The 12,726-nt window shown below is 67.6% G+C and carries 12 protein-coding genes; 11 read left to right on the plus strand and 1 reads right to left on the minus strand.

Features of this window, described 5'->3' with window-relative positions; genetic code table 11:
- Positions 1–104: 104 nt before the first annotated feature.
- The 6 genes from G3N94_RS12900 to G3N94_RS12925 all read left to right on the plus strand — a co-directional run bounded on the left by G3N94_RS12900 (position 105) and on the right by G3N94_RS12925 (position 5,600).
- Positions 105–434 carry a hemerythrin domain-containing protein gene (locus tag G3N94_RS12900; protein WP_241021801.1) on the plus strand — a complete coding sequence of 110 codons (330 nt, stop codon included), beginning with the start codon at positions 105–107 and terminating at the stop codon, positions 432–434.
- 18 nt (positions 435–452) lie between these two features.
- Complete coding sequence (locus G3N94_RS12905; protein ID WP_205792773.1) at positions 453–1,433, plus strand: quinone oxidoreductase; 981 nt, start codon at positions 453–455, stop codon at positions 1,431–1,433.
- A gap of 10 nt (positions 1,434–1,443) precedes the next feature.
- Positions 1,444–2,292, plus strand: coding sequence for a TauD/TfdA family dioxygenase (locus tag G3N94_RS12910; protein ID WP_205792774.1), 849 nt, complete (start codon positions 1,444–1,446; stop codon positions 2,290–2,292).
- 158 nt (positions 2,293–2,450) lie between these two features.
- Positions 2,451–3,506, plus strand: coding sequence for a 3-keto-5-aminohexanoate cleavage protein (locus tag G3N94_RS12915; protein WP_205792775.1), 1,056 nt, complete (start codon positions 2,451–2,453; stop codon positions 3,504–3,506).
- Positions 3,507–3,655: 149 nt separating this feature from the next.
- A complete protein-coding gene (locus tag G3N94_RS12920) occupies positions 3,656–4,999 on the plus strand; it encodes an MFS transporter (protein ID WP_205792776.1) in 1,344 nt (447 codons plus the stop codon).
- A 25-nt stretch (positions 5,000–5,024) separates the two neighbouring features.
- Positions 5,025–5,600 carry an alpha/beta fold hydrolase gene (locus G3N94_RS12925; protein WP_205792777.1) on the plus strand — a complete coding sequence of 192 codons (576 nt, stop codon included), beginning with the start codon at positions 5,025–5,027 and terminating at the stop codon, positions 5,598–5,600.
- 93 nt (positions 5,601–5,693) lie between these two features.
- On the opposite strand, the gene G3N94_RS43195 is transcribed toward G3N94_RS12925, so the two are convergent.
- Positions 5,694–7,409, minus strand: coding sequence for a prolyl oligopeptidase family serine peptidase (locus G3N94_RS43195; protein ID WP_205792778.1), 1,716 nt, complete (start codon positions 7,407–7,409; stop codon positions 5,694–5,696).
- Between the two features lie 462 nt (positions 7,410–7,871).
- Between G3N94_RS43195 and G3N94_RS12935 the strand changes: the two genes are divergently transcribed.
- From G3N94_RS12935 to G3N94_RS12955, 5 genes are all read left to right on the plus strand, one after another.
- Positions 7,872–9,038: an extracellular solute-binding protein gene (locus tag G3N94_RS12935; protein WP_205792779.1), complete on the plus strand. Its 1,167-nt coding sequence runs from the start codon at positions 7,872–7,874 to the stop codon at positions 9,036–9,038.
- Positions 9,039–9,160: 122 nt separating this feature from the next.
- Positions 9,161–10,240 carry an ABC transporter ATP-binding protein gene (locus G3N94_RS12940; RefSeq protein WP_205792780.1) on the plus strand — a complete coding sequence of 360 codons (1,080 nt, stop codon included), beginning with the start codon at positions 9,161–9,163 and terminating at the stop codon, positions 10,238–10,240.
- A complete protein-coding gene (locus G3N94_RS12945) occupies positions 10,237–11,112 on the plus strand; it encodes a sugar ABC transporter permease (RefSeq protein WP_205792781.1) in 876 nt (291 codons plus the stop codon). Before G3N94_RS12940 ends, G3N94_RS12945 begins: the two co-directional genes overlap by 4 nt.
- Positions 11,112–12,062, plus strand: coding sequence for an ABC transporter permease (locus tag G3N94_RS12950; RefSeq protein WP_205792782.1), 951 nt, complete (start codon positions 11,112–11,114; stop codon positions 12,060–12,062). The genes G3N94_RS12945 and G3N94_RS12950 overlap by 1 nt, the downstream gene beginning before the upstream one ends.
- 150 nt (positions 12,063–12,212) lie before the next feature.
- Complete coding sequence (locus G3N94_RS12955) at positions 12,213–12,659, plus strand: hypothetical protein (protein WP_205792783.1); 447 nt, start codon at positions 12,213–12,215, stop codon at positions 12,657–12,659.
- The last annotated feature ends 67 nt before the right edge of the window (positions 12,660–12,726 follow it).

Below are 12,726 nucleotides of genomic sequence, written 5' to 3' on the forward strand. Positions count from 1 at the left end.
TCCTTCTTATCATCATGATCCCGCTCCCACCGCGATCTCCCCCCGTTCCGACCCTCTTTCCCTACACGCCGCTCTTCCGATCTGGCGCGGGCGCCGAGGCACGATTGTTCGCCGCGTTGCGCTCGCGCACCGAAAGCGTCGAGGCCGAACTGGACGAACTCGACCGCCAGCATCGCCGCGATGCGCAAGCGCTCGACGCGCTCGCGCGGATGGCCGACGCCGCGCTGCCGTCCGCCGCGTTCGACACGGCGCTCGCCCGCTACGCGCGCGGCGTGTTCGAGCAGATGGGACGCAAGGAAGGCGTGATTTTCCCGGCGGCGCGCCGCTACCTGAGCGACGCCGACTGGACGAAACTGGACGAGGGCCCGGCGGGCGACACAGCCGCGACGCCGGGCACGGATGAACCCGAGGGTGCGCAACGCGCATCCGACTGACATACCACGGAGAAACACATGGCACATGCAGTGCGATTCCATCAGACCGGCGGCCCGGAAGTGCTGCGCTGGGAAACCGTCGAGGTCGGCGATCCGGGGCCCGGCGAGGTGCGCGTGAAGCACGCGGCGGTCGGCCTGAACTTCGCGGACACCTATTTCCGCAGCGGGCTTTACCCGGTGCCGCTGCCGTCCGGCATCGGCGTGGAAGCGGCGGGCGTGGTCGAGGCGATCGGCGACGGCGTGACGAATGTCGCGGTCGGCGACCGCGTGACCTATACGGGCTTCATCAACACGCTCGGCGCGTACAGCACCGAACGCCTGGTGCCGGCCGCGCCGCTCATCAAGCTGCCCGACGCGATCGCGTGCGACACCGCGGCCGCGATGACGATGCGCGGCCTCACGTCCGCGTACCTGATGCGCCGCATCCATCCGTTCAACGCAGGCGACAGCATTCTGCTGCACGCGGCGGCCGGCGGCGTGGGCCTGATCGTGTCCCAGTGGGCGAAGCTGCTCGGGCTGACCGTGATCGGCACGGTGTCGAGCGAAGCGAAGGCGGAAGTCGCGCGGGCCAACGGCTGCGACCACGTGATCCTCTATCGGCAGGAAGACATCGCGGGCCGCGTGCGCGAGCTGACGGACGGCAAGGGTGTCGACGTCGTGTTCGACAGCGTCGGCAAGGACACCTTCGACGCGTCGCTGGATTCGCTGAAGCGCCGCGGCCTGATGGTGTGCGTCGGCACCGCGTCGGGCCCGATCCCGCCGTTCAATCCGCAGCTGCTCGCGATGAAGGGCTCGCTCTATCTGACGCGCCCCGCGCTCGCGGACTACATCGCCGACCCGGCCGAGAAGGCGGCGCTGGCCGGCGAGCTGTTCGATCACGTCGCCGCGGGCCGCATCCGGATCGAGATCAACCAGCGCTACGCGCTCGAGGATGCCGTGCGCGCGCACCGCGACCTCGAGGCGGGCAAGACCACGGGTTCGTCGGTATTCGACGTGTGAGGAGCCGGCCATGCGAGTCGAACAACTGACGTATGCGATCGGCGCCGAACTGTCCGGCGTCAGCCTCGCGGACGCCGTGCACGACGACGGCCTGTTCGCCGAGATCCGCGCGCTGCTGCTGAAGCACCGTGTGCTGTTCCTGCGCGACCAGGACATCACGCGCGCCGAGCACGTCGCGTTCGCGCGGCGCTTCGGCGAGCTGGAGGACCATCCGGTCGCGGGCAGCGATCCCGAGCATCCGGGCCTCGTGCGGATCTACAAGTCGCCGGACCAGCCGAACGACCGCTACGAGAACGCGTGGCACAGCGACGCGAGCTGGCGCGTGGCGCCGCCATTCGGCTGTGTGCTGCGCTGCGTCGAGTGTCCGCCGGTGGGCGGCGACACGATGTGGGCGAACATGGTGCTCGCATACGAGAACCTGCCCGCGCACGTGAAGCAGCAGATCGAGGGCTTGCGCGCGCGCCACAGCATCGAGGCGAGCTTCGGCGCGGCGCTGCCGATCGACAAGCGGCTCGCGCTGAAGGAGAAGTATCCGGACGCCGAGCATCCGGTCGTGCGCACGCATCCGGAGACGGGCGAGAAGGTGCTGTACGTGAACGGGTTCACGACGCACTTCACGAACTTCCACACGCCGGAGCGCGTGCGCTTCGGGCAGGACGCGAACCCGGGCGCGGGCCAGCTGCTGCAGTACCTGATCAGCCAGGCCTATATCCCCGAATACCAGGTGCGCTGGCGCTGGCAGAAGAACAGCGTCGCGATCTGGGACAACCGCAGCACCCAGCATTACGCGGTGATGGACTACCCGCGGTGCGTGCGCAAGATGGAACGCGCGGGAATCGTCGGCGACGTGCCGTTCTGAGCCCGCCAGCGCCACGCATCCGGCACGAAACACAAAACACGAAACGCGAAACGCGAAATACGCAATCCGCAATACAAGGCACGAGGCACAAGGCACGAGGGACACGGCGCGACGCAATGACGGCGCGGCGTTCACAACGATTCAATCTGGAGGACGACATGCAATTTCTCGACGATTCGCTGCACCCGGAGAACCAGGACAAGGTAGTCATCACGGTCGCGCCGTACGGCCCGGAATGGATGCCGGAGGATTTCCCGGAAGACATTCCGGTGACGATGGACGAGCACGTGCAGAAGGCGGTGGACTGCTACAACGCGGGCGCGACGGTGCTGCACATGCACGTGCGCGAGCTGGACGGCAAGGGCAGCAAGCGGCTGTCGAAATTCAACGAGCTGCTCGGCCGGCTGCGTGAAGTGGTGCCCGACATGATCCTGCAGGTCGGCGGCTCGATCTCGTTCGCGCCGGAAGGCGAGGGCGCCGACGCGAAGTGGCTGTCCGACGACACGCGCCACATGCTCGCCGAGCTGACCCCGAAGCCCGACCAGGTGACGGTCGCGATCAACACCGTGCAGATGAACATCACCGAGCTGATGAACCGCCAGGAGATCGCCGGCACGTCGCTGAACGAAGCCGCATACTGGGAAGCGTATCGCGAGATGACGGTGCCGGCCGGCCCCGGCTGGGCCGACGAGCATCTGCGCCGGCTGCAGGCATCCGGCATCCAGCCGCACTTCCAGCTTACCGGCATGCATGCGCTCGAAACGCTCGAACGGATGATCCGCCGCGGCGTGTACCGCGGCCCGCTGAACGTCACGTGGGTCGGCATCGGCGGCGGCTTCGACGGCCCGAACCCGTACAACTTCATGGAGTTCGTGCGGCGCTGCCCGGACGGCTCGTGCATCACGCTCGAAACGCTGATGAAGAACGTGCTGCCGATCAACACGATGGCCATGGCGATGGGCCTGCATCCGCGCTGCGGGATCGAGGACACGATCATCGACCAGAAGGGCAACCGGATGACGTCGGTGCAGCAGGTCGAGCAGTGCGTGCGGATCGCGCGCGAGCTGGGCCGCGACATCGCGACCGGCAAGGAAGCGAAGGCGATCTACAAGATCGGCGTGCAGTACGACAGCGTCGACGAGACGCTCGCGCAGCTCGGGATGGCGCCGAACCGCCGGCCGGGCCAGGTGAACGTGCCGCTTCGCGCGGCCTGACGCGTCGCGCAGCCGGACGGCGGCTCGCGAGCGCCGCCGTCCGCCGATCGAATACTCCATGGCGCGCCCGCGACTCCGGCCAACGGAGCAGGGTGAACCGAGCGGCGTCACGAAGCGCCGCCGCGCGCCGGACACTGGAGGAGACATTCATGCTGATTCATCACGCCGAGCCGACGATGCAGGACGTGCCCGCGCAACGCAGCCGCACGTCCGCGTTCGCCTGGATCGTGTTCGGATTGACCGTCGGGCTGCTGCTGTCCGATTACATGTCGCGGCAGGTGCTCAATGCCGTGTTTCCGCTGCTGAAGCACGCGTGGGGGCTGTCCGACACGCAGCTCGGCTCGCTGAGCGGCGTCGTCGCGCTGCTGGTCGGCGTGCTGACGTTTCCGCTGTCGGTGCTTGCCGACCGCTTCGGCCGCGTGCGCAGCATCGTGCTGATGGCCGCGCTGTGGAGCGTTGCCACGCTCGGCTGCGCACTGTCGACCAACTACACCGAAATGCTCGTGTCGCGCGGGTTCGTCGGGCTCGGCGAGGCCGCGTACGGCAGCGTCGGGATCGCGCTGATCCTGAGCATCTTCCCCGCGCATCTGCGCGCGACGCTGACGGGTGCGTTCATGGCCGGCGGCGCGTTCGGCTCCGTGTTCGGCATGGCGCTCGGCGGCGTGGTGGGCGCGCATCTCGGCTGGCGCTGGTCGTTCGGCGTGATGGCCGCGCTCGGGATCGTGCTGCTCGTCGCGTACCGCGGCGTCGTCACCGAGCAGCGCCTCGCGGCCTGCCGGGTCGAGCCGTGCCGGCGCGACGCGGCTGCCCACGTGCATGCGCCGCGCGGGATGCGCGGCAGCCTCCGCGTGCTGATGTCGGGCCTGTTCTCGTCGCGTTCGGTGATCTGCGCGTATGTCGGCAGCGGGCTGCACCTGTTCGTGCCCGGCGCGATGTTCGCGTGGCTGCCGAGCTACCTGAACCGCTATTACGCGATGGCGCCCGACCGGGCCGCGGTGAGCGCGGCGGGTTTCGTGCTGCTTGCCGGCGTCGGCATGGTCACGTGCGGGATCGTCACCGACCGGATCAGCAAGGCCGACGGCGCGCGCAAATGGATGACCGCGATCGCGTACTGCCTGCTGACGTGTTGCTGCCTGGCGATCGCGTTCCGCCTGCCGCCGGGGCCGCTGCAGCTCGCGCTGATCGGTGTGGGGATGATGGTCGGCGCGGGCGCGTCGGGTGCATCCGGCGCGATGGTCGCGAACCTCACGCCCGCCGCGATCCACGCGTCGGCCTTCGCGACGCTGACGCTCGCGAACAATCTGCTCGGCATGGCGCCGGGACCGCTGCTGACCGGCTGGGTGGCCGATCACGTCGGGCTCGTCGGCGCGCTGCAATGGATTCCTGCCGTGCCGCTCGCGGCTGCCGTGATCTTCGTGATCGGGCGCGCGAGCTATGCGGCCGATCTCGGGCGTCTGTCGCAGTTGCGGCAGGTGCCGGTCAATTCCCGTTGATTCCCTTTGGATTTTTGGAGGCAGCATGACCTTGGCGAACCCGCCCACCATCCTGATCGTGCCCGGCTTGCGCGATCACGTCGAAGACCACTGGCAAACCCATCTCGAACGGCACCTGCCGAACGCGCGCTCGGTCGCGCCGCTCGAACGCGACAAGCTGAGCCGCGACGCACGCGTCGCGGCGCTCGACGCGGCGCTGGCGGCGATCGACGGCCCGGTCATTCTGGTGGCGCACAGTGCCGGCGTGATGATCACCGTGCACTGGGCGCAGCAGGCGACGCGCCCGATCCTGGGCGCCGTGCTCGCGACGCCGGCGGATCTCGAGACGCCGCTGCCCGCAGGCTATCCGACGCCGGAGGCGCTCGCCCCGCACGGCTGGACGCCGGTGCCGCGCCGGCCGCTGCCGTTTCCGAGCATCGTCGCGGCGAGCCGCAACGATCCGCTCGCGCGCTTCGAGCGCGTCGAGGCAATGGCGGCGGAGTGGGGCAGCGGGCTCGTCGACCTCGGGGAGGTCGGGCATCTGAATCCGGCGTCAGGCTATGGCGAGTGGCCGGGAGCACTTGCGTTGATCGCCGAGGTTCAGGCGGTGAGCGCGGGTTGAGCGGCAGTCGCGCGCGGGGCGGGTGGCTCGCCGCGGCGCGGGCCGGGTCGCCTGCCCGACGACGCCACGCGCCAGGCGGTGGTCGCGGATTGCCTAGGCGACCGAAACCGGACTCAGCGCCTGCAACCACGCGACGATGCGTCCGAACGCGTCGCGCACGTTGGCCGGACTCGCGAAGATGTGCTCCTCGCCCCAGTAGCGGATGAACTCGACGGGTTTGCCGAGTCGATGAAGCGCATGAAACATCGCTTCGGACTGCGTGATCGGCGGATACGAATCGAGATCGCCATGCAGCATGAGCAGCGGCGCGTCGATCGATGCGGCGCGGAACAGCGGACTGTTGCGGATGTAGGCGTCGGCATGTTGCGCGGGCGGCCCGGGGAGCGCGAAGCTGTTCTCGCAGGGTTCGTCGAGCGCGATTGCGTCGCAGCGGTCCCGGTAACGCCAACGGCCGTCCAGTTGGCCATGCAGCGCGATCAGATCGGAGAACCCCGCGAGCGAGATGCCTGACCGGAATCTCGCCGTCATCGCCAGCAATCCCATCGCCGCCCATCCGCCCCGGCTGTGCCCGAGTACGTGAACGTGCGCGCGGTCGATCAGGCCGGCTTCGGCAGCGGCGTCGAGCGCCGGTTCCACACCCGCGGCAAGCGAATCGATCAGATCGGACTTGCCGTCGCGACAGAAGGGCAGGCTCGGTTCGAGCACCACGTACCCTTGCGCCGCCAGAAGATGCAGATTCAACCATCCGGGCTGGTCCGGCATCCGGTGCTCTGGCGACCCGACGTGGCGGCAGATTTCCGGATAGACGAACACGATAGCCGGACGCCGTTGCCCCTCTTGCCAGTCTGGCGGCAGGATGCAGCGGGTCACGGCGGTTGAGCCGTTTTGCAGGCGATAGGTCAGATCCCGAACGGCGCTTTTCCGGACATCGGCCAGATGGACATTGCACCGGATCAGTGCGAAGTCGTCGCTCGCGCCGCTCGGGCGCCACTTCAGTGTGGTCGTGCCGTCCCCGGACCGGGCGACGCTCAAGACCTGTCCGGTCGCAGCATCCGAGAACAGGATTCTGTCCTTTGCGTGGAGGTCCTCGATCTGCGCATCCACTGATGTGAACGGAATCGGTCGATTCGCAAAATCTGCCACCGCATCCGGCATCGCATTTTCGTCGGGGAACGACTCGATCGAGCCTGTTGCAATGTCGATCACCGTGATGTCGCCGCGCTCTTCATCGGCGCCCATCTGTAATGCGCTGGCTGTCGCCTGCTGCCCCTGATGTTGCTGACGCCACGCAGCAGACGCCCGTTTGCGCGTGTCGTGCGTCAGGTGAATCGCGTCGATCTGCGCGCCGGGCGGCAACAGCCGGCAGACGAGTGCGGCCTCGCTGATCCAGCGCATTCCCGCCACCGGGCTGAAGTCGATGCGCAGATCCTGCTCGCCGAGCAGGCGAGCGTGTCCCGATACGACGTCCACCACGCAGAGCCGCGTGCTTTCGCCGTTCGATGCGGCCGCGGCAATCCGCGTTCCGCGGGGCGACCAGACCGGCGAAAAAAGGCTGTAGCCGTCGGGGCCGTTCAGATGCCGGACCTCGCGCGTCGTCAGGTCGATCACGCACAGGTGCGCTCGATCGACGCCTGTCAGCAGCGGCGGGCTGGCACGCGGCACGGACGATAGCCCGCCGGTCAGTGCAATTGCCACATGCGTTCGGCACGGGGAGAAATCGAACAGCGGGCCGTAGGTCCGGCTGAATCCTTCGATCGCGAGTACGTCTTCGACATCAAGTACCCGCGCGGGCATGTTTGTATGGGTCACCGTGTATCCATCCGGTCGGTTGGGCAGGGCAGCGGAACACGGCGCCGTTCGTCAGGCGCCCGAAGCGGCAACGGTGTGCCTGACGTTTCGCTTTCGGCGAGCATAGCGTGTCGGTGCGCGCGGACTCAAGGTTGACGCAGTTGCGCAGCCGAACGCCGACGAGCGCCGTGCGAACGCCACCACGGACACGCGCGCAACACCGTGCCGATGCCGTCGTCACACGACGAAGCTGAACCGGTTCCACATCGACGCCTTTGATGTCTGACGTCTTAACACATCGATTCATCCGCGACCAACGCTGCGCGAATTACGTCCCGAACGTGAATCATCACACGGCGGAAGGGTTTTTGTTAGGGAAACTCCCGCCCCGTTCGTCACGGTTTTTTGTTGACCGACATCGTATAACAAAGTCATGATTTCCCGAAAGAAAGGTCCCATCCACCTGACCGCAAGAGAGGAGACATGAACTCATCCAGGATCGCGCGCCGCATCCGCCGCATCGCATTGGCGCTGGGCTTCACGCTGTCGGCCGCCGCGGCTGTCGCCGCGCCGGTTTCGATCAACATCGTCGACGTCGCAGGCAATCTGCAGCTCACGCAAAAGGCGATCGAGGCGTTCAGGGACAAGAACCCGAATCTCGTGTCGACCGTCACGTTCACGAACGCGCCGGCGCCGCAGCTGCCCGGCAAGATCAAGGCGATGCAGGCGGCCGGCCGCTCCGACATCGACCTTGTGCTGACCGGCACCGACGCGCTCGCGGCCGGCATCGAGCAGAACCTGTGGCTGAAGCTCCTGCCCGACAACGCGGGCGCGTTCCCCGGCGTGCTCGACAAGTACGCACCAGGCCCGCGCAAGATGCAGGACCTCGCGCAGGGCTTCGGCCTCGAAGTCACGTATATGCCGGCCGGGCCGCTGCTCGAATACAACCCGGCGAAAGTCAGCGATCCGCCGAAGACGCCCGCGCAACTGCTCGCGTGGTGCAATGCGCATCCGAACAAGCTGATCTACGCGCGCCCGGCGAACTCGGGCCCGGGCCGCACGTTCCTGATGGGGCTGCCGTACGTGCTCGGCGACAAGAATCCGCAGGATCCGATCAACGGCTGGGACAAGACGTGGGCGTTCCTCAAGCAGCTGAACGACTGCATCCCGTATTACCCGGGCGGCACGTCGGCCGTGATGAAGGAGCTCGGCGAAGGCACGCGCGACATGACGGTGACCGTCACCGGCTGGGACCTGAACCCGCGCGCGCTCGGCATCGTGCCGGCCGACTTCAAGGTCCAGGCGTTCGACAACATGACGTGGGTCAACGACGCGCACTACATGGTGATTCCGAAGGGCGTGCCGAAAGAGAAGCTCGACGTGCTGTTCAAGCTGATGACCTTCCTGCTCGAACCGCCGCAGCAGGCGATGACCTACGACGACGGCTACTTCTATCCGGGTCCGGCCGTGAAAGGTGTGACGCTCGAAATGGCGCCCGCGCACAGCCAGGAAGCCGTCAGGAAATTCGGCCGTCCCGAATACGCGAAGCTGCTCGCCGACCGTCCGCACGTACAGCCGCTCAACGCGCAGGCGATGGTCGCCGCGTTCCAGAAGTGGGACCGCGAGATCGGTTCGCAGAAATCGAAATAGCGCACTGAAGTCATGCGCTGAAGTCATGCATTGAAGTCACGCAGCGAAGTCACATACCGAAGCAGATACCACCTGGCGGGCGCTGCGGCGCCCGCGTCATCGGAGGCAGTCAGGAACCCGTGATGAAGCACACTTTCGAACAGCTGCGTCTCGATTCGGTATGCCGCAGCTTCACCAATACGGAAGGCGCGCAGCTCGCAGCGCTGAGCGGGCTCGACCTCGACATCCGGCGCGGCGAGTTCATCGCGCTGCTCGGCCCGTCCGGCTGCGGCAAGTCGACGGCGCTCAACTGCATCGCGGGCCTGCAGCCGCTCACGAGCGGCGGCATCTGGCTCGACGACGAACGCATCGACGTGCTGCCGCCCGAGCGCCGCGGGTTCGGCATGGTGTTCCAGAACTACGCGCTGTTCCCGCACATGTCGGTGCTCGACAACGTCGGCTTCGGCCTCAAGATGCGCGGCGTGTCGAAGCAGGCAACCCGTCAGCGCGCGCAGCAGGCGCTCGAGCTCGTGCAGCTCGTCGGCCACGAGCGCAAGCTGCCCGGCCAGCTGTCGGGTGGTCAGCAGCAGCGCGTCGCGATCGCGCGCGCAATCGTGATCGAGCCGCCGCTCGTGCTGATGGACGAGCCGCTGTCGAACCTCGACACGAAGCTGCGCATCGAGATGCGCGCGGAGATCCGCCGCATCCACACGCAGCTCGAACGCGCGACGATCTATGTGACGCACGACCAGGACGAGGCGCTGTCGATGGCCGACCGGATCGTCGTGATGAAGGAGGGTGTCGTGCAGCAGGTCGCGTCGCCGAAGGAGGTCTATACGCGGCCGCACAACCTGCACGTCGCGCGCTTCATGGGCTATCGCAACGTGCTGCCGTTCACGCTCGAAGGGATGGCCGGCGACTACGTGACAGTCGCAGCTTCAGGCGTGCGGCTCACCGGCGTGCCGATGGCCGGGTTCGACCGCAAGGATGTCGCGGTCGCGCTGCGCCCCGACGATTTCGCGCGCGCGGACGCGGCGGACGACAATGCGTTCGACGCGATGGTCGAGACCGTCGAGTACGGCGGCCGCGATTCGCTGCTGCGCGCGGTCGCGCCGTTCGGCAAGATCTGGGCGCGCGTGGCCGGCGAATTCGGCGAAGGCGAGCGCCTGCGGCTGCGCGTGGCGCCGGAGCGCACGCTGGTCTATGCAGGAGAAACTGAATGAGCACGCTCCTCGCGCCCGGTGGCGCGCCGCGCGACGCGAAAGGCTGGCTCGTCACGCCCGCGCTCGGCTTCATCGTCGCGCTGTTCATCTATCCGTTCGCGTACGGTCTCGTGCTGTCGTTCCAGCCGATGAACGGCGGCGGCGCGCTCGCGAACTACGTGCAGTTCTTCACCGACACCGCAATGTGGCCGACCGTGATCGTCACGCTGAAGCTCGCGGTGCCGGCGACGCTGATCAACGTCGGCGTGTCGGTGCCGGTCGCGTTCGCGCTGCGCCGCAGTTCGCCGTACCAGAAGCTCGTGACGACGCTGCTCGTGATCCCGGTCACGCTCGGCACGGTGCTCGTCGCGGACGGGATGCTCACGTACTTCGGCCCGAACGGCTGGTTCCCGCAGGCGCTGCAGGGGCTGCATCTGTACACCGACGAAGTGCGCCTCACGCACAACTACTGGGGCGTGCTGCTGTCGCTGATCGTATCGGGCTTTCCGTTCGCGTTCCTGCTGATGCTGTCGTACATCAGCGGCATCGACCCGACGCTCGCACGCGCGGCCGCGACGCTCGGCGCGAACCCGTGGCAGCAGTTCCGCCGGATCTACCTGCCGCTCCTCGTGCCGGGGCTCACGATGGCCGCGTGCCTGTCGTTCGTGCAGGCATTCTCGGTGTTTCCGTCGGCCGTGCTGCTCGGCGCGCCGGCCGGCCCGACGCGCGTGATCTCGATCGCCGCAGCCGAAGCCGCGTTCGAGAGCTACGACTATTCGCTCGCGTCGGCGATCGCGATCGTGATGGGTTTCGTGCAGTTGCTGGTGGTCGCGTCGATGCTCGGCGCACGCCGCTTCTTCTATACCGGGCCGGTGACGGGAGGCAAGGGCTGATGGCAACCGACAATCATGCCACGCGGACGTGGCCTTCTCGGCACGGCCAGCACGGCCAGCACGAAGTGCGACGCGACGACGGCACGCGGCCCGTCAACGCGATGAAACCGCAAAAGGTGCGCGGCAACGCGGGCGCCCGCGCGTGGAAGGCGCTCGTCTGGGGCGTGATGGCGTTCTTCCTGCTGAACGTGATGCTGCTGATCGCAACCGTCGCGGTCAATTCGGTCGCGACGCGCTGGTTCGGCACGCCGCTGCCGCAGGGCTTCACGCTGCACTGGTACGCGAAGGCCTGGGAGGACTTCCAGCTCGCGAGCGTGCTGTGGGTGACGGTCGAAGTGGTCGGCGCGGTCGTGCTGCTGTCGATCGCGCTCGGCGTGCCGGCTGCCTATGCGCTCGCGCGCGCGCAGTTTCCCGGCAAGCGCTTCGCGTTGCTCGTGTTCCTGCTGCCGCTGATGGTGCCGCCGGTCACGTACGGGATTCCGATGGCGACCGTGATGTACAAGGTCGGGCTCGCGGGCACGTTGTCCGGCGTGATCCTCGCGAACCTCGTGCCGGCGCTGCCGTTCGTGATCCTCGTGATGACGCCGTTCATCGAGCAGATCGACCCGAACCTCGAATCGGCGGCACGGATCTTCGGCGCGAACACGTGGCGCTATTTCCGCTACGTGCTGCTGCCGTTGCTGGTGCCGGGCATGCTCGCGGCCGCGCTGCTCGTGCTCGTGCGCACGATCGGGATGTTCGAGCTGACGTTCTTCACGGCCGGGCCGAGCACGCAGACGCTCGTCGTCGCGCTGTATTACGCGGTGTTCTCGACCGGCGTGCGCGCGCCGCAGTCGATCGACGCGATGGCGATGATCTACATGGCGATCACGCTCGTGTGGGTCGTGATCGCGCTGCAGTTCGTGAGCCCGACGCAGCTCGTGAGCCGTGTGAAGCAGGAGCGGCAGTAACGGGCTGCGTGCTTCGTGCAATTGGTTACAAATGGATACCGCGTACGGGGCGCGATCGTTGCAGACTACGCGACATACCGGCGCACGGCCGGCGTCTTGCGGGGCGCGGGCGCGGTGCGCTTTCCGACGCTCACCGAATCACGAACAACCATGAAGCTCCACACGCTGCTGACGCTTGGCGTCTCGACGATGCTCGTCGCCGCCTGCAACCTGTTCCATGACGGCCCCGGCACGCGCGACATCGACGCGGCCGTGCGCCGCTCGCTCGAAGCCGAAAACCACGGTGGCCTCAACGCGCTGCTCGGCCAGCCGCTGCCGGTGTCGGCCGACGTCGTGTCGATCCAGCCCGACGGCGACTGCAAGAAGGTCAGCGAGCGCACCTACACGTGCAACGTCGTGTTCACGTGGCGCGACCCCGACAACGCGCCGACGCACGCGCAACTGACGTTCGTGCAGGGCGCCGACGGCGCGTGGCAGACGTCGAACGTCGACGCGGCGCTCGCGACGGGCGCGGCGAAATCGCTGATCGACCGGATCGGCAAGGCGTGGCCGGGGAACGCAGCGAGCTCGGCGAGCTCGGCGACTGCGCCGCAGTAAGCAGCCGAGCCGCGCCGGCCCGCGACGAACACGCGAGCGCATCGCCGTTGACGGGGGCGGGCGCGTG

The organism is Burkholderia sp. Ac-20353 (genome assembly GCF_017104785.1).
Classification (GTDB): domain Bacteria; phylum Pseudomonadota; class Gammaproteobacteria; order Burkholderiales; family Burkholderiaceae; genus Burkholderia.

What these genes read in the sequence shown, in the direction of transcription:
- G3N94_RS12915 (WP_205792775.1), top strand. Translation starts at nt 2,451, where the DNA reads ATGCAATTTCTCGACGATTCGCTGCACCCGGAGAACCAGGACAAGGTA.
- G3N94_RS12920 (WP_205792776.1), top strand. Translation starts at nt 3,656, where the DNA reads ATGCTGATTCATCACGCCGAGCCGACGATGCAGGACGTGCCCGCGCAA.
- G3N94_RS12945 (WP_205792781.1), top strand. Translation starts at nt 10,237, where the DNA reads ATGAGCACGCTCCTCGCGCCCGGTGGCGCGCCGCGCGACGCGAAAGGC.
- G3N94_RS12935 (WP_205792779.1), top strand. Translation starts at nt 7,872, where the DNA reads ATGAACTCATCCAGGATCGCGCGCCGCATCCGCCGCATCGCATTGGCG.
- G3N94_RS12940 (WP_205792780.1), top strand. Translation starts at nt 9,161, where the DNA reads ATGAAGCACACTTTCGAACAGCTGCGTCTCGATTCGGTATGCCGCAGC.
- G3N94_RS12910 (WP_205792774.1), top strand. Translation starts at nt 1,444, where the DNA reads ATGCGAGTCGAACAACTGACGTATGCGATCGGCGCCGAACTGTCCGGC.
- G3N94_RS12950 (WP_205792782.1), top strand. Translation starts at nt 11,112, where the DNA reads ATGGCAACCGACAATCATGCCACGCGGACGTGGCCTTCTCGGCACGGC.
- G3N94_RS12925 (WP_205792777.1), top strand. Translation starts at nt 5,025, where the DNA reads ATGACCTTGGCGAACCCGCCCACCATCCTGATCGTGCCCGGCTTGCGC.
- G3N94_RS12955 (WP_205792783.1), top strand. Translation starts at nt 12,213, where the DNA reads ATGAAGCTCCACACGCTGCTGACGCTTGGCGTCTCGACGATGCTCGTC.
- G3N94_RS12905 (WP_205792773.1), top strand. Translation starts at nt 453, where the DNA reads ATGGCACATGCAGTGCGATTCCATCAGACCGGCGGCCCGGAAGTGCTG.